The following is a 15922-nucleotide window of genomic DNA, read 5'->3' on the forward strand; positions in this document are numbered from 1 at the left end:
GTGGCCGTTCCGGCAGCCACCTGGTGTATCGCTCTCTCCCCGAACGAATGAACCCAGCTCTGGCAGCTGGGTTTTGTTTTTTCGTCAGGAGATGTCCATGTACCGCGATCCCGTTGAATCCCTAGAGCCCTTGCACCACCGCCCGGCGGCCATTCGTACCTTGCGCGTGGGGATGATCGGCATCGGCACCGTGGGCTCGGGCACCTTCCGCGTGCTGGTGCGCAACCGGGCCGACATCGCGGCGCGGGCCGGCCGGTCGATCGAGCTCGTGATCGTTGCCGCGCGCAACCTGCAGCGGGCCGCCGGCATCCTGGGAGAGGGCGTCGCGCTCACGGCCGACGCGATGCAGGTCGCCACCCATCCCGACGTCGACGTGGTGGTCGAGGTGGCCGGCGGCACCGGCCCGGCGCGCGACTGGGTGCTGGCCGCCATCGCGCACGGCAAGCACGTGGTCACGGCCAACAAGGCCTTGCTGGCGGTGCATGGCGCCGAGGTCTTCGCGGCCGCGCGCGAAAAGGGCGTGATCGTGGCCTACGAGGGCGCGGTGGCCGTGAGCATCCCCATCATCAAGGCGCTGCGCGAGGGCCTCGCGGCCAACCGCATCGAATGGGTGGCCGGCATCATCAACGGCACTACCAACTTCATCCTGAGCAAGATGCGCGACGAGGGCCTGGACTTCGCCGCCGCACTCGCGCAGGCGCAGGCGCTGGGCTATGCCGAGGCCGACCCGACCTTCGACATCGAGGGCATCGATGCCGCCCACAAGCTGACATTGCTCGCGGCCAACGCCTTCGGCATGCCGCTGCGTTTCGCCGATGCGCAGGTGGAAGGCATCACCGCGCTGCAGGGCGTGGACGTGGCCTGCGCCGAGCAGCTGGGCTATCGCATCAAGCTGCTGGGCGTGGCGCGCCGGCAGGCGGCCGGGGTCGAGCTGCGCGTGCAGCCCGTGCTAGTGCCCGTCACGCACCTGATGGCCCAGGTTAACGGCTCGATGAACGCCGTCATGGTCAAGAGCGACGCCGCCGGCCTCACGATGTACTACGGCGCGGGCGCCGGCTCGGAGCAGACGGCCTCCGCCGTGATCGCCGACCTGGTCGATGTGGCGCGGCTCGATGGCGTGCATGCCGCGCGGCACGTACCGCATCTCGGCGTCCATGCCCATGCGACGAATGCGCTTGCCGTGGTGCCGCGCGCCGCCGTCCACACATCGCACTACCTGCGCGTGCCGGTGCATGCGGTGGGGCAGATCCAGGCAGTTGCGGCTTGTCTCGCGGAGCGGAAAGTCCCTGTGCGCCAGGTCGCGCTGGCGGCCGAACGGCCCGGCGCGGGCCCGCAGGTGCTGGTGCTGACGGGGCCGGTGGAGCAGGGCGCGCTCGACCTCGCCGTGCACGCGCTGCAGGCGCGCGCCGAAGTGGCGGGCGCGGTCGCGATGCTGCGCGTGGAGTCGCTGGAAGGCTGAGCCGGGCGTCAGGACTTCCGGCGCGGGCTCAGTTCGGCATAGCCGGTGAGCGGGTCGTGCTCGCGCGCGAAGCGCCAGCCGGGAAGTTCGGCGACGAGTATCTCGGCGGTGGTGCGCACGATGCATCCCGGCGCCGCATGCCCGCCGAAGACCCGGCCCTCGGCGTCCGACACGCTGATGTGCAGGTGAGAGCCGTCCGGAGACAGGCTGCCCGCGAGCGTGAGGATTTCCAGGTCGCCCTCGATGCGTGCCGGTGTCTCGGCGCCCGCGAACCGGATGCTCGCCCCGCGCAGGCTGCCGATGCCGGAAACCACGAAGGCCGCCTCGGTGCCGGTTTGCTCCAGCGCCGCATCGAGCGACGCGCGCAGGTCGTCGCCCGGATTCAGCCGCAGCACCAGCGTCCGCATTCGGCCTCAGTTACCCGAAAGCGCCCCGTCGACCACGTGCTGCGCCTCCTCGAGGATGCGCGCGAGGTGGTCCTTGCCCTTGAAGCTCTCGCCGTAGATCTTGTAGATGTTCTCCGTGCCCGAGGGCCGCGCGGCGAACCAACCGTTCGCGGTCACCACCTTCACGCCGCCGATGGCCGCGCCGTTGCCCGGCGCATGGCTCAGCACCTCGACGATCCTGTCGCCCGCCAGCTCGGTCGAGCGGATCTGCTGCGGCGAGAGGCTCGACAGCCGCTTCTTCTGCTCGACCGTGGCCGGCGCGTCCACCCGGTCGGACACCGGCTTGCCCAGCGCCTGCGTCAGCTCGGCGTAGCGCTCGCCCGGGTCGCGTCCGGTGCGCGCGGCGATCTCGGCCGAGAGCAGGGCGGGCACCATGCCGTCCTTGTCGGTGGTCCAGACCGAGCCGTCCTTGCGCAGGAAGGTCGCGCCCGCGCTTTCCTCGCCGCCGAAGGCCAGCGAGGCATCGACCAGCCCGTCGACGAACCACTTGAAGCCCACCGGCACCTCGTGCAGCCTGCGCCCGAGCCGGTTGGCGACGCGGTCGATCATCTGGCTGCTGACCACCGTCTTGCCGATGGCCGCCTGGGCGGGCCACTGCGGGCGGTGCGTGTAGAGGTAGTCGATCATCACCGCGAGGTAGCTGTTGGGCTGCATCAGCCCGGTGCTGCCGGAGACGATGCCGTGGCGGTCGTGGTCGGTGTCGCAGGCGAAGGCGATGCCGAAGCGGTTCTTCAGTTCGATCAGCTTGTGCATGGCGTCGGGCGACGACGGGTCCATGCGGATGCGGCCGTCCCAGTCGAGCGACATGAAGCGGAAGGTCGGGTCGACCTCGCGGCTCAGCACGTTCAGGCGCTTGAGCTTGTAGCGCTCGGCGATCGCGGGCCAGTAGCGCACGCCGGCGCCGCCCAGCGGATCGACGCCGAGGTCGAGGTTCACGTCGCGGATCGCGTCCATGTCGAGGACCTGGGCCAGGTCTTCTACATAGGTGTTCAGGTAGTCGTGCCGGTGCGTGGTCGATGCGCGCAGCGCCTGTGCGAGCGGCATGCGCTTCACGCCTTCGAGGCCGTTCGCCAGCATCGTGTTGGCCGCGGCCTCGACGGCCGAGGTGATGTCGGTGCCCGCAGGTCCGCCGTTGGGCGGGTTGTACTTGAAGCCGCCGCTCTCGGGCGGGTTGTGCGAGGGCGTGATGACGATGCCGTCGGCAAGGCCCGTCGTGCGGCCGCGGTTGTAGACCAGGATGGCGTGCGACACGGCCGGCGTCGGCGTGTACTCGTCGTCCTTCGAGATCATCAGCTCGACGCCGTTGGCGGCGAGCACCTCGACCGCGCTGCCGAAGGCCGGCGTCGACAGCGCGTGCGTGTCGATGCCCAGGAAGAGCGGCCCGTCGATGCCTTTCTGCCTGCGGTAGTCGCAGATGGCCTGGCTGATCGCCAGCACGTGCCATTCGTTGAAGGCGTCGTCGAAGGAGGAGCCGCGGTGCCCCGAGGTGCCGAAGGCCACGCGCTGCGATGGCACCGACGGGTCGGGCCGCCCGGTGTAGTAGGCCGAGACGAGGCGCGGCACGTCGACCAGCAGTTCGAGGGGGGCGGGCTGGCCCGCGAGAGGATTGGTTGCCTGGCTCATGTCGATGGGAAGTCGAAGTTGATGAGATCTGCGATGCGCTCGACAGTGATGTCGGCGGGTGCGTAGGCCGCAATGGCCTGCGCGTCGAGCGCATAGTGCCCTTGCCGCACGAAGACCGTTGTAAGACGCGGTCCCCAGATGGCCTTCATGGCCGACAGGATGCGCAGCTTGTCGTCGACCATCACGTAGTGCCGGGCCGGGTGGAGCTGCTCGACGACGTCGAGCATCTGCTCCTTGTGCACGTAGATCAGCACGCGGCCTTCGGTGGCGTCCCCGAGGCCCGAGCGCTGCACCTTGCGCGGCTGGAAGACCGCGTCGCCGTCCGACAGGATCACCGTGGGCCCCTGCCGGCGCAGGTGCTTCAGCGCTTCGAGCGCGCCGGGGTAGAGCCTGTCGGCGAACGGATAGTCGAGAAGAAAGTTCGACATCTGCAGCAGCCGCGGGTCGCTCATGCCCAGGCGGCTTTCCCCGGCGCGGAAGCGCTGCAGGGCGCCGAGGTAGTCGACGTAGCCGAGCTGGTCGCGCAGCTGTTCGAAGGCGACCCAGTAGCGACTGGCGCTTTCCGCGCCGAAGGATTGCTCGAGGCGGACGCGAAGGTCGGCGATGACGCGGTCGTTGTCGAGCAGCGTGTTGTCGACGTCGATCAGGAAAACGGTGGCAGGAGGTTGTGTCATGGTTTCGGGGCCCACGGGCCTGGACTGCACGCCGCGTCCAGCATACGCCCCGGATGCGACGCCAATCGGAGCCCGCGTGAATTAGTTGATGCTTCGAGCCTCGCTGGCTTAATCTGTGCCACAGGACCGTCCCCGGAGTTGAATAAGCTTCCGCCCAGCTTGGATCAGCTTGAAGAAGGAGCAAGAAAGATGCGCATCACGAACGGTCGATACCGGCCTGGCCTGTCGGCAGTGGCTTCGAGCCTGTGCTTGAGCCTGGTGCTGGCCGGCTGCCAGACGCCCCCGGCCGACCGGCCCCTGTCACCGGAAGTCCCCGAGCCCCCGAGCTTCGTCACGCCTCCCGAGGCCTGCCAGGCGGCATCCGTGCGCTTCGCCCTGGGCTTGCGCATCAGCCAGCAGCTGCTGGAGGAAATGCGCCAGCGCGCCGGTGCCCGGATGGCCCGCACCGTGCTGGCCACCGAGACTGCCGACCCGGCGCAGGACATGATGCGGCTGAATGTGCAGGTCGAGCCCACCGGCCGCGTGGTCGGTGCGTATTGCGGCTAGGACCGCCCGATGCCGCCCGGTGTTGCCCTTCTTGCCGAGACTGTTGTGATGTTCACACATCGGCTGTAACAAATTTTCGCAACAACACGCGGAACAGTTCGAATTGGGAGAACAATAGTCCGCGACTTCCGGAGCCCCAGTCTTTTGTCGAACCAGCAACCTCCAGTCTCGTTGCCGTCGTACTACGACGGATCGGCCCGTCTCCCGCCGGACGAGGTGCTGCGCCCGTTGATGGCCGACTGGGCACGCGCGGGCAAGCGCCTGGCTGCCATCTGCTACATCGACGTCGACCACTTCGCCGAGTTGAACGAGCGTCTGGGCATGGTCGCGGGCAATGCCGCCCTCGAGGAGGTTGCCCAGCGCATCAAGGCCGAGTTGCCGCGGGAGAGCGTGATGGCCCGGGTGGGCGGCGACGAGTTCGCGGCCCTGTTCGCCGGCCTTGGCGCCTCGCAGTGCGCCCAGGTGCTCGAACGCATCCAGACCTCGCTGGCCGACCCCTGGATCTGGCGCGACCAGACCGCCAGCATCGACGCCAGCATCGGCGCCATGCTGCTCGACAGCAACGGCCCGCCCCCCGAGACCGCGCTGCGCCAGGCGCAGCACGCGGCTTTCTTCGCCAAGCGCGCAGCCGACGGCAAGGTGCACTATTTCGACGCTCCCAGGGCTCGCGCCGACGAGCAGGTGGTCCGCGAACGCCAGCGCATCCAGGAAGGCCTGCTGCAGGGCGAGTTCTTCCTGGTCTACCAGCCCAAGGTCGACATGCGGCGCGGCGTGGTGGTGGGCGTCGAGGCTCTCATCCGCTGGCAGCATCCCGAGCGCGGCCTGCTGCCGCCCGCGCAGTTCGTGCCGCTGATCGAGGACGACCAGCTGGTGGAGCAGGTCGGCGACTGGGCCATCGCCACGGCGCTGTGGCAGGCGCACCAGTGGCGCCTTGCGGGCCTGCACATCTCGGTGAGTGTGAACGTGGCGCCGCGCCACATGATGCGCTGGGACTTCGTCGAGCGGCTCGCCAGGCACCTGGCGCAGTTTCCGAAGCAGGGCGAGGGGATGCTGGAGCTCGAGATCCTCGAGACCACGGCGATCAGCCAGTTCGCGAACGTCGCGCTCTTCGTGGAGGCCTGCAAGATGCTGGGCGTGGGCGTCACCATCGACGACTTCGGCACCGGGTATTCGTCGCTCACCTACCTGCGTCAGCTGCCGGTGTCGACCGTGAAGATCGACCAGTCCTTCGTGCGCGGCATGCTCGACAACAGCCAGGACCGGGCCATCGTGCAGGGCATCATCGCGCTGCTCCATGCGCTGGGGCTCACGGCGGTGGCCGAGGGCGTCGAAACCACGAAGCAGGGCGAGGCGCTGCTCGCCCTGGGCTGCACGCTGGCGCAGGGCTTCGGCATCGCGAGGCCGATGGCGGCCAAGGATGTCGCGCAGTGGGTGGCGCAGTACGAGCAGGCGCCGCTGTGGGGGCGCGACGCGGCTGCGCTGCCCGCCGGCTGAAGGCGCCGGCCAGGTTCAGCCTGACAGGGTTCAGCCCGACAGGAGCGCGCCGGTGTCGTGGATCATGTTTCGGCGGTTGTGCTTGACCGCGTACATGGCGGTATCCGCCTGCCGCAGGGCCTCCTCGGCCGAGGTGGTGCGAGGGTCGACGGCCACCACGCCGACGCTGGCGCCCTTGTAGTCGATCGTCATGTTCCTGAGGCGCAGCTCGCCTTTGGTGTTTTCCGCCAGCCGGTCGGCCAGCGCCATGGCGCCGGTGCGCGGCGATTCGCCCAGGCCGGGACCCAGTCCGATCACGACGAACTCGTCGGAGCCGAAGCGCGCCAGCATGTCGCTCGCGCGCACGCAAGCCGCCAGCTGCTTCGCCATGGCCGCCAGGAACTCGTCGCCGACTCCGTGGCCGTGCGCGTCGTTGATCTTCTTGAAGTCGTCCATGTCGATGAAGCCGACCAGCACGCTCTGGGCGCTGCGCGCGCCCTGGGCGAGCATGCGCTGCAGCGCGTCGACGAGGGCGCGGCGGTTCGGCAGGCCGGTGAGGACGTCGGTCGCTGCATTGGTCGAGAGTTCGATGCCGGCCTTGTCGAGCTTGGCGATCATCTGCTCCCGCTCGACCTGCTGGCCGATCAGCCTGGCGAACAGGCGCAGTACCGGCTCGGCGATGGCCGGCAGCGGAACCTGCCGTGCGCTGGCGACGCACAGCGCGCCATGGAGGCCGCCGTCGTCGAGCCTGACCGGCGCGCTCGCGCAGGACTGGATGCCCAGCTCGCGGGCGGCATCGGCGTCGCCCCAGCAGCCGCCGGCATCGTCGGCGTAGATGCGGTTTTCTTCCAGTGCGTGGCGGCACAGCGTGTCGGCCCAGGGCACATAGGCCCCTTCGGGAATGGCGAGCTCGCCCGTGTTGTGGGCGAAGAGGACGTGCTGGCGGGCCTTGTCGGGCTCGATGATCGTGAGGTAGGCCGATTCGAGGCCGGTTGCCGCCTCGAGCATTTCGAGCATCGGGCGGGCGAGGTCTTCCAGCGTCTTGGCAGAGGAGACCGATTCGGATAGCTGTTCGATCAGGAATTCCATGGCCGACATTCTGAGGGCTCCCGGGGTTTCAGGATGCCAGTGCTTCCATCAATTCCGTTTCGATGGCCAGCTGCGTCTTCTGGCCCTGGAGCTCGGGGCCGCTGATCAGGAAGGTGTCTTCCACCCGCTCGCCCAGCGTCGTGACCTTGGCGAGCTGCAGGTTCAGGTGATGGCGTGCCAGCACCCGGGCCACCGAATACAGCAGGCCGGCGCGGTCGCTGGCCGAGATGTTGAGCAGCCAGCGCTGCGCCTTGTCGTCGGGCAGCAGGCTGATGCGCGGCTTGATCGGGAAGCTGCGCACCCGGCGCGACACCCGTCCCATGCTGGGCGGGGGCAGGGCGCCGGCCTCGGTGAGCGTCTGTGCCAGGCCCGACTCGACCATGCTGATCAGGTCGCGGTAGTGGTCCGGCAGGAAGGTGGTGACGACCTGGAAGGTGTCGAGCGCATAGCCGTTGCTCGTGGTGTGCACCTTGGCGTCCAGGATGCTGAAGGAGGCCTGGTCGAAGTAGCCGCAGATGCGCGCGAACAGGTCGGGCTGGTCGGGCGTGTAGACCACCACCTGAAGGCCTTCGCCCACCGGCGACAGGTGCGCGCGCACGATGGGCGGCGCCTTCGGGTCGACGGGCACGTTGGGCGGCGGCACGAAGCGCGCGAGCTGCTTGGCGTGCCAGGCGATCTCGGAGGCGTCGTGGCGCATGAAGTAGCCCACGTCGAGCGTGTCCCACAGGGCCTTGTGCGCCTCGAAGCGCTGGGCGTGCAGGGCGAGCTGCACCAGCGCTTCGCGCTTGCGCGACTCGACCTCGGCGTCCGGGTCGGGCATGCGGCCGCCCAGCGCGCGCAGGGTGTAGCGGTACAGGTCCTCGAGCAGCTTGCCTTTCCAGGCGTTCCACACGCGCGGGGAGGTGCCGCGGATGTCGGCCACGGTCAGCAGGTAGAGCGCGGTCAGGTAGCGCTCGTTGCCCACGCGCTTGGCGAAGGCGCCGATGACTTCGGGATCGCTCAGGTCCTGCTTCTGGGCGACCTGGCTCATCACCAGGTGCTCGGCCACGAGGAACTCGATCAGCTTCGCGTCTTCGCGGGCGATGCCGTGCTGCTTGCAGAAGCGCTGCACGTCGCGTGCGCCCAGCGTGGAGTGGTCGCCGCCGCGGCCCTTGGCGATGTCGTGGAAGAGGGCCGCCACGTACAGGATCCAGGGCTTGTCCCAGCCGGCCGCCAGCTGCGAGCAGAACGGGTACTCGTGCGCATGCTCGGCGATGAAGAAGCGCCGCACGTTGCGCAGCACCATCAGGATGTGCTGGTCCACCGTGTAGACGTGGAACAGGTCGTGCTGCATCTGCCCCACGATGCTGCGGAACACGCGCAGGTAGCGCCCCAGCACCGAGGTCTGGTTCATCAGCCGGAAGGCATGCGTGATGCCGTAAGGCTGCTGGACGATCCGCATGAAGGTCTGGTGGTTGACCGGGTCGTTGCGGAACTTGCTGTCCATCACGTGACGCGCGTTGTAGAGCGCGCGCAGCGTGCGTGCCGACAGGCCCTTCACGCCGATGGTCTTCTGGTACAGCAGGAAGGTTTCGAGCACCGCGTGCGGCTCGCGCTCGTAGAGGTCGTCGCTGGCGATCTCGATCAGGCCGGCGCGCTCGTAGAAGCGCTCGTTGATGGGCGTGTGCTGCTCGTCGCTGGGCTGCAGGCGCTCGGAAATGTTGAGCAGCAGGATCTGGTTGAGCTGCGACACCGCCTTGGCGGCCCAGTAGTAGCGCCGCATCAGGGCTTCGCTCGACTTGCGCTGCGATTCGCTTTCGTAGCCGAAGCTGGCCGCCACGGCGGTCTGCAGGTCGAACACCAGGCGGTCCTCGCGCCGGTTGGCGATCACGTGCAGCCGGGCGCGAATGAGCGAGAGCAGCGCCTCGTTGCGCTTGATCTGCTGCGCCTCGAAGGAGGTGGCCAGGCCGTTCTTGGCGAGATCGTCCCAGCGGCTGCCGTAGCCGGCGGCTTTGGTCATCCAGAGGATGGTCTGCAGGTCGCGCAGGCCGCCGGGCGATTCCTTGCAGTTGGGCTCGAGCGCGTAGGGAGTGTTGTCGAACTTCTGGTGGCGGTGCCGCATTTCCTGCGACTTGGCCACGAAGAAGGCCTGCGGATCGATGGCCCGCGAGAAGCGGCGGCGGAAGGCGGTGAAGAGCTTCTTGTCGCCGGCGATCAGGCGAGCCTCGAGCAGCGAGGTCTGGACGGTGACGTCCTTCTCGGCCTCGGCCAGGCATTCGTCCACCGTGCGCACGCTGGATCCGATCTCGAGGCCGGCGTCCCAGCAGTGGCCGATGAAGGCCTCGATGCGGGCCGGCTCGATGCCGCCTGTCTCGCCCTCGGGCGGCAGCAGCAGCAGCACGTCGACGTCGGAATACGGGAACAGCTCGCCGCGCCCGAAGCCGCCCACGGCCGCCAGCGTGAGCGAGTCGCCGAAGCCGGCTTCGCGCCACAGGGTGCACAGCGTTTCGTCGGCCAGCGCCGAGAGCTGGCGCAGCACCGTGTGCACGCTGCGGGTGGGAGCGCGCGCGAAGCGCAGGGTGTCGAACAGGGCGAGCTTCTTCGCGCGATAGGCTTCGCGCAGCGTCGCCACGTCGATGTTGGCTGCTTCGATCACGGGCGGGGAACGCGTTGCCGCGTCAGGTCTTGGTGGCGGTGACGAAGGAAGGCAGCGGAGGGCTGCCTGCCGACAGGGTCAGCACCTCGTAGCCGGTCTCGGTGACGAGCACCGTGTGCTCCCACTGGGCCGACAGCGAGTGGTCGCGCGTGACGATGGTCCAGCCGTCGTACTGGCCGCCCTTGAAGTCTTCCTTCACGTCGCGCTTGCCGGCGTTGATCATCGGCTCGATGGTGAAGATCATGCCGGGCTTGAGTTCTTCCATGGTGCCCGGGCGGCCGTAGTGCAGCACCTGGGGCTCTTCGTGGAAGCGCTGGCCCACGCCGTGGCCGCAGAACTCGCGCACCACCGAGAAGCCCTGGCCCTCGGCGAACTTCTGGATCGCGTGGCCCACGTCGCCCAGGTGGGCTCCGGGTCGCACCTGCAGGATGCCGTGCCACATGGCCTCGAAGGTGATGTTGCACAGGCGCTTGGCGGCGATGGATGCGTCGCCGATCACGTACATGCGGCTGTTGTCGCCGAACCAGCCGTCCTTGATGACGGTGACGTCGACGTTCATGATATCGCCCTTCTTCAGGGGCTTGTCGTTCGGGATGCCGTGGCACACCACGTGGTTCACCGAGGTGCACAGCGACTTCGGGAACGGGACGCTGCTCGCGCCCATGTAGCCCACCGTGGCGGAGGTGGTGCCCTGCTTGACCATGTACTCGGCTGCGAGCCGGTCGACGTCGTTGGTCGTGATGCCGGGCTTGATCAGGGGCGTGAGGTAGTCCAGCACCTCGGAGGCCAGGCGGCAGGCGACCCGCATGGCTTCGATGCCTGCAGCGTCTTTGTAGTTAATGCTCATCCCGGAATTATCCCATCGGCAAGATGAACCTGCCCCCAACGCGGAACACTTCGTGCCCCGCTGCCCCTCAAGGGGGGCGACCGCCTCGGGGCGTCCCGGCGATGGCCTAAAATCACGGGCTAACGCGGATGATCCCAGTCAGCGGTCATCAGCCTCAATTTCTTGATTCCCAACGCGGCCCCCGAGGCCCCATCGACCGTGACGCAGCCCGCACATCAAGCCCTTCCTGTCGTAACCATGTTCGAGGGCGGCAGCGCGCTCAGCGACTTCCGCGCACGGCAGCTTCTGCCGAAACTGCAGGCCATCGAGCCGCGCATCGAGGGCATTTCGGCCCGTTTCGTGCACCTGGTGGTGACCGACTCGGCGCTCGACCGGGCGGGCCATGAGCGCTTCGCCGCACTCCTGACCTACGGCGAGCCCTTCGAGGCGCCGGCCAAGGCGGGCACCACCGTCGTGGTCACGCCGCGCCTGGGCACCGTTTCGCCCTGGGCCTCCAAGGCCACCGACATCGCCCACAACTGCGGCCTGGCGCTGCGCCGCGTCGAGCGCGTTACCCAGTACCACCTGAAGCTCAAGGCGCCGCTGATCGGCAAGGCTCCGGTGCTCGAGGGCGACGCCCTGGCCGCCGCGGCCGGCCCGCTGCATGACCGCATGACCGAATCGGTGCTGGCCACCGTCGAGCAAGCGGCCAGCCTGTTCAGCGAGCTGCCGGCCCAGCCGATGGCGCAGGTCGACGTGCAGGGCGGCGGCCGCGCCGCGCTGGTGGCGGCCAACACCGGCTTCGGTCTGGCACTGGCCGAGGACGAGATCGACTACCTGGTCGACGCCTTCACCCGCCTGGGCCGCAACCCCAGCGACGTCGAACTCATGATGTTCGCGCAGGCCAACAGCGAGCACTGCCGCCACAAGATCTTCAACGCCGACTTCACCATCGACGGCGAGGCCCAGCCGCAGAGCCTGTTCTCGATGATCCGCAACACCGAGAAGCAGAACCCGCAGCACACGGTCATCGCGTATGCCGACAACGCCTCGGTGATGGAGGGCACGACCATCGAGCGCTTCATTCCGGCCAACGGCTCGCAGAGCTATCAAAAAGATAGCGCCCTGAGCCACGTGCTGATGAAGGTCGAGACGCACAACCACCCGACCGCCATCTCGCCTTTCCCGGGCGCCTCGACGGGCGCGGGCGGCGAGATCCGCGACGAAGGCGCCACGGGCCGCGGCTCGAAGCCCAAGGCCGGCCTGACCGGCTTCACCGTCTCGAAGCTGTGGCCGGAAGAGGGCAGCTACGGCAAGCCCGAGCACATCGCCAGCCCGCTGCAGATCATGACCGAGGGCCCGCTGGGCGGCGCTGCGTTCAACAACGAATTCGGCCGTCCCAACCTGCTGGGCTACTTCCGCGAGTACGAGCAGACGGTGGCGAGCGATGTCGACACCGTGCAGCGCGGCTACCACAAGCCCATCATGATCGCGGGCGGCCTCGGCAGCATCGACGCGACGCAGACCAAGAAGATCCGCTTTCCCACCGGCTCCCTGCTGATCCAGCTCGGCGGCCCCGGCATGCGCATCGGCATGGGCGGCAGCGCAGCCAGCTCCATGGCCACCGGCGCCAACGCCGCCGAGCTCGACTTCGACTCCGTCCAGCGCGGCAACCCCGAGATCGAGCGCCGCGCGCAGGAGGTCATCAACCACTGCTGGCAGCAGGGCGACGCCAACCCGATCCTTGCCATCCACGACGTGGGCGCGGGCGGCCTGAGCAACGCCTTCCCCGAACTGACCAACGACGCCGGCCGCGGCGCGCGTTTCGACCTGCGATCGGTGCCGCTCGAAGAGTCGGGCATGGCGCCGAAGGAAATCTGGTGCAACGAGAGCCAGGAGCGCTACGTGCTGGCCATCGCGCCCGAATCGCTCGAGCAGTTCAAGGCCTTCTGCGAACGCGAGCGCTGCCCGTTCTCGGTGGTCGGCGTAGCCACCGAGGAGCGCCAGCTGCTGGTGGCCGACGAGGGCGCCGCCGTGCAGCCCGTCGACATGCCGATGGACGTGCTCCTCGGCAAGCCGCCGAAGATGCACCGCGACGTGAAGACCGTGGCGCGCAGCTTCAAGCCGCTCGACCTCACCGGCGTCGACCTGCAGAAGGCCGCCATCGACGTGCTCGCGAACCCCACCGTGGCTTCCAAGCGCTTCCTCGTCACCATCGGCGACCGCACCGTGGGCGGACTGAGCCACCGCGACCAGATGGTCGGCCCCTGGCAGGTGCCCGTGGCCGACTGCGCAGTGACGCTGGCCGACTTCAATGGCTTCGCTGGCGAGGCCATGAGCATGGGCGAGCGCACGCCGCTGGCCGCGCTCGACGCGCCGGCCTCGGGCCGCATGGCGGTGGCCGAGGCCATCACCAACCTGCTGGCCGCGCCCATCGAACTCTCGCGCGTCAAGCTGTCGGCCAACTGGATGGCGGCCTGCGGCGAGGCCGGCGAAGACGCCGCGCTGTACGAGACCGTCAAGGCCGTGGGCCTGGAGCTTTGCCCGGCGCTGGGCGTGTCGATCCCGGTCGGCAAGGATTCCCTGTCGATGCGCACCCAGTGGAAGGACGGCGCCGAGGCGAAGAAGGTCACCTCGCCCGTGAGCCTGATCGTCAGCGCCTTCGCCACGCTGCCCGACGTGCGCGGCACGCTCACGCCGCAGCTAGACGCCGAAGAGCCCGACACCACGCTGGTGCTGATCGACCTGGGCCAGGGCAAGCACCGCATGGCCGGCAGCATCCTGGCGCAGACGCTCAACCAGAGCGGCGACACCGTGCCCGACCTCGACGACCCGGCGCAGCTCGTCGCGTTGGTCAATGCCGTGAACGCCCTGCGCGCCGACGGCAAGATCCTCGCGATGCATGACCGCAGCGACGGCGGCCTGTTCGCCACCGCCTGCGAGATGGCCTTCGCGGGCCACGTCGGCGTGGCGCTGAACGTCGACATGCTCGTCACCGAGGGCGACGGCATCTCCGACAGCCGAATGGAAACCGGCGACGCCAAGAACTGGGCGCAGCAGGTCAGCGCGCGCCGCGAAGAACTCACGCTCAAGGCGCTCTTCAACGAAGAGCTGGGCATGGTGCTGCAGGTGCGCACCGCCGAGCGCAACGACGTCATGCAGGTGCTGCGCGCCCACGGCCTCAGCACGCACAGCCACTTCGTCGGCAAGACGCGTCCCGCCAGCTCGCAGATGGATGCGGGCAAGGGCAAGATCGAAGTCTGGCGCGACGCCAAGGCCGTGTTCAGCGCGAGCCTGCACGACCTGCAGCAGGTGTGGGACTCGGTCAGCTGGAAGATCGCCCGCGAGCGCGACAACCCGGCCTGCGCCGATGCCGAACACGCGGCAGCCGGCGATCCGGCCGATCCGGGCATGCACGTGTTCCTGCCGAATCCCCAGCCGGCAGCACCCGCCATCCTGCAGTCGCGCCCCAAGGTTGCGATCCTGCGCGAGCAGGGCGTCAACTCGCATGTCGAGATGGCCTATGCCTTCACCGAAGCCGGCTTCGAGGCATTCGACGTCCACATGACCGACCTGCAGACGGGCAGGGCGGACCTCGCCAGTTTCAAGGGCGTGGTCGCCTGCGGCGGCTTCAGCTATGGCGACACGCTGGGCGCCGGCATCGGATGGGCGCGCAGCATCACCTTCAACCCGAAGCTGGCCGAGCAGTTCAAGACCTTCTTCGGCCGCGCCGACACCTTCGGCCTGGGCGTGTGCAACGGCTGCCAGATGTTCGCCGAGCTGGCCGACATCATTCCGGGCGCCGAAGCCTGGCCGCGCTTCACCACCAACCAGAGCGAGCGCTTCGAGGCGCGCCTGTCGATGGTCGAGGTGCTCGAATCGCCGAGCATCTTCTTCGCGGGCATGGCCGGCAGCCGCCTGCCGATCGCGGTGGCGCACGGCGAGGGCTACGCCAACTTCAAGCACCGCGGCGACGCGGCCAAGGCCATCGGCGCGATGCGCTTCGTGGACAACCACGGCAAGCCGACCGAGCAGTACCCGTTCAACCCCAACGGCAGCGCGGGCGGCCTGACTTCGGTGACCACGCCCGACGGCCGCTTCACGGCGGTGATGCCGCACCCCGAGCGCGTGTTCCGCAACATCCAGATGAGCTGGACCTCAGGCGACCGCAGCGAGCTGAGCCCCTGGATGCAGATCTGGCGCAACGCCCGTCGCTGGGTGGGCTGACGACATCCGGCCCGATCGTTCGCGAAGCCGGCAAGGCCTGGCGGACGCTAACGGACGGCAATAAAAAAGCGGCCTCGAGGGCCGCTTTCTTTTTGCTCGGATCGATTACTCGACCTTGGCCTTCGCGCGCAGGTCTTCCTGGTACTTCTGCAGGCGCTGCTGCTGCAGCTGCTGCGTGATCTGCGGCTTCACTTCTTCCAGCTTCGGCAGTTGAGCCTGGCGGATGTCGTCGACGCGGATGATGTGCCAGCCGAACTGGCTCTTCACCGGAGCGGGGGTGGTCTCGCCCTTCTTGAGCTTGATCATGGCTTCCGAGAACTCGGGCACGAAGCTCGCGGGGTTGGCCCAGTCGAGGTCGCCGCCGTTGGCGCCCGAACCCGGGTCCTTGCTCTGCTTCTTGGCGATGTCCTCGAACTTGGCGCCCTTCTTCAGGTCGGCCATGATCTTCTTGGCCTGGTCTTCGGTTTCGACCAGGATGTGGCGGGCCTTGTATTCCTTGCCACCGTTGGCCGCGACGAACTTGTCGTACTCGGCCTTCACGTCGGCGTCCGCGACCGGGTTGGTCTTGCGGTAGTTCTCGAACAGCGCGCGGATCAGGATGGCCTGGCGGGCGAGCTCGAGCTGGTTCTTGTAGTCGTCGGTGGCGTCCAGGCCCTGCTTCTGGGCTTCCTGCATGAACACTTCGCGCGCCACGATTTCCTCGCGCAGCTGGCCTTGCATTTCAGGCGTCACCGGACGGCCCGCGGCAGCCAGTTGCTGGGCCAGAACGTCCATGCGGGCCTTGGGCACCGGCTTGCCGTTCACGATGGCTGCGTTCTGCGCCAGGGCCGCCATGGGGATGGCACCGAGCAGCGCTGCGGCCGCGACGGCCTGCAAGATTTGTTTTTTCATGGAATGAATGGTCGAGCTGGGAAGTGAATGCGC

11 protein-coding genes are annotated in these 15922 nt (G+C 68.3%); 4 read left to right on the forward strand and 7 right to left on the reverse strand.

Annotated elements, in window-relative coordinates:
* Window positions 1-97 precede the first annotated feature (97 nt).
* Complete coding sequence (locus EJP69_RS01765) at window positions 98-1459, forward strand: homoserine dehydrogenase (RefSeq protein WP_126468517.1); 1362 nt, start codon at window positions 98-100, stop codon at window positions 1457-1459.
* An 8-nt stretch (window positions 1460-1467) separates the two neighbouring features.
* Here EJP69_RS01765 and EJP69_RS01770 read toward each other — a convergent pair whose 3' ends face one another.
* Genes EJP69_RS01770 through EJP69_RS01780 form a run of 3 tightly spaced genes read right to left on the reverse strand, consistent with a single transcriptional unit; the run spans window position 1468 to window position 4202 of the window.
* Window positions 1468-1866: a PPC domain-containing DNA-binding protein gene (locus EJP69_RS01770; RefSeq protein ID WP_126468518.1), complete on the reverse strand. Its 399-nt coding sequence runs from the start codon at window positions 1864-1866 to the stop codon at window positions 1468-1470.
* A gap of 6 nt (window positions 1867-1872) precedes the next feature.
* A complete protein-coding gene (gene pgm / locus EJP69_RS01775) occupies window positions 1873-3528 on the reverse strand; it encodes a phosphoglucomutase (alpha-D-glucose-1,6-bisphosphate-dependent) (RefSeq protein WP_126468519.1) in 1656 nt (551 codons plus the stop codon).
* A complete protein-coding gene (locus EJP69_RS01780; protein WP_126468520.1) occupies window positions 3525-4202 on the reverse strand; it encodes an HAD family hydrolase in 678 nt (225 codons plus the stop codon). The genes pgm and EJP69_RS01780 overlap by 4 nt, the downstream gene beginning before the upstream one ends.
* Window positions 4203-4391: 189 nt before the next feature.
* Here EJP69_RS01780 and EJP69_RS01785 point away from each other — a divergent pair, with 189 nt between their 5' ends.
* Entirely contained in the window at window positions 4392-4748 is a 357-nt protein-coding gene (locus EJP69_RS01785; RefSeq protein WP_093195004.1) for a hypothetical protein, read from the forward strand.
* A gap of 144 nt (window positions 4749-4892) precedes the next feature.
* Window positions 4893-6242: a putative bifunctional diguanylate cyclase/phosphodiesterase gene (locus EJP69_RS01790; protein ID WP_093195005.1), complete on the forward strand. Its 1350-nt coding sequence runs from the start codon at window positions 4893-4895 to the stop codon at window positions 6240-6242.
* Window positions 6243-6272: 30 nt separating this feature from the next.
* On the opposite strand, the gene EJP69_RS01795 is transcribed toward EJP69_RS01790, so the two are convergent.
* Genes EJP69_RS01795 through map form a run of 3 tightly spaced genes read right to left on the reverse strand, consistent with a single transcriptional unit; the run spans window position 6273 to window position 10792 of the window.
* Complete coding sequence (locus EJP69_RS01795) at window positions 6273-7310, reverse strand: sensor domain-containing diguanylate cyclase (RefSeq protein WP_126468521.1); 1038 nt, start codon at window positions 7308-7310, stop codon at window positions 6273-6275.
* Window positions 7311-7338: 28 nt separating this feature from the next.
* Window positions 7339-9945, reverse strand: coding sequence for a [protein-PII] uridylyltransferase (locus EJP69_RS01800; RefSeq protein WP_093195006.1), 2607 nt, complete (start codon window positions 9943-9945; stop codon window positions 7339-7341).
* A 22-nt stretch (window positions 9946-9967) separates the two neighbouring features.
* Window positions 9968-10792 carry a type I methionyl aminopeptidase gene (gene map, locus EJP69_RS01805; RefSeq protein ID WP_093195007.1) on the reverse strand — a complete coding sequence of 275 codons (825 nt, stop codon included), beginning with the start codon at window positions 10790-10792 and terminating at the stop codon, window positions 9968-9970.
* Between the two features lie 237 nt (window positions 10793-11029).
* Between map and purL the strand changes: the two genes are divergently transcribed.
* Window positions 11030-14998 (forward strand): phosphoribosylformylglycinamidine synthase, encoded by a 3969-nt coding sequence (gene purL / locus EJP69_RS01810; RefSeq protein WP_126468522.1) that lies wholly within the window; start codon window positions 11030-11032, stop codon window positions 14996-14998.
* 105 nt (window positions 14999-15103) lie between these two features.
* Here purL and EJP69_RS01815 read toward each other — a convergent pair whose 3' ends face one another.
* Window positions 15104-15889 (reverse strand): peptidylprolyl isomerase, encoded by a 786-nt coding sequence (locus EJP69_RS01815; protein ID WP_093195009.1) that lies wholly within the window; start codon window positions 15887-15889, stop codon window positions 15104-15106.
* Window positions 15890-15922 lie beyond the last annotated feature (33 nt).

It is taken from the genome of Variovorax gossypii (genome assembly GCF_003965815.1).
In the GTDB taxonomy this organism is placed as follows: Bacteria; Pseudomonadota; Gammaproteobacteria; order Burkholderiales; family Burkholderiaceae_C; genus Variovorax; species Variovorax gossypii.

What these genes read in the sequence shown, in the direction of transcription:
- EJP69_RS01765 (WP_126468517.1), top strand. Translation starts at nt 98, where the DNA reads ATGTACCGCGATCCCGTTGAATCCCTAGAGCCCTTGCACCACCGCCCG.
- EJP69_RS01770 (WP_126468518.1), bottom strand. Translation starts at nt 1,866, where the DNA reads ATGCGGACGCTGGTGCTGCGGCTGAATCCGGGCGACGACCTGCGCGCG.
- pgm (WP_126468519.1), bottom strand. Translation starts at nt 3,528, where the DNA reads ATGAGCCAGGCAACCAATCCTCTCGCGGGCCAGCCCGCCCCCCTCGAA.
- EJP69_RS01780 (WP_126468520.1), bottom strand. Translation starts at nt 4,202, where the DNA reads ATGACACAACCTCCTGCCACCGTTTTCCTGATCGACGTCGACAACACG.
- EJP69_RS01785 (WP_093195004.1), top strand. Translation starts at nt 4,392, where the DNA reads ATGCGCATCACGAACGGTCGATACCGGCCTGGCCTGTCGGCAGTGGCT.
- EJP69_RS01795 (WP_126468521.1), bottom strand. Translation starts at nt 7,310, where the DNA reads ATGGAATTCCTGATCGAACAGCTATCCGAATCGGTCTCCTCTGCCAAG.
- map (WP_093195007.1), bottom strand. Translation starts at nt 10,792, where the DNA reads ATGAGCATTAACTACAAAGACGCTGCAGGCATCGAAGCCATGCGGGTC.
- purL (WP_126468522.1), top strand. Translation starts at nt 11,030, where the DNA reads ATGTTCGAGGGCGGCAGCGCGCTCAGCGACTTCCGCGCACGGCAGCTT.
- EJP69_RS01815 (WP_093195009.1), bottom strand. Translation starts at nt 15,889, where the DNA reads ATGAAAAAACAAATCTTGCAGGCCGTCGCGGCCGCAGCGCTGCTCGGT.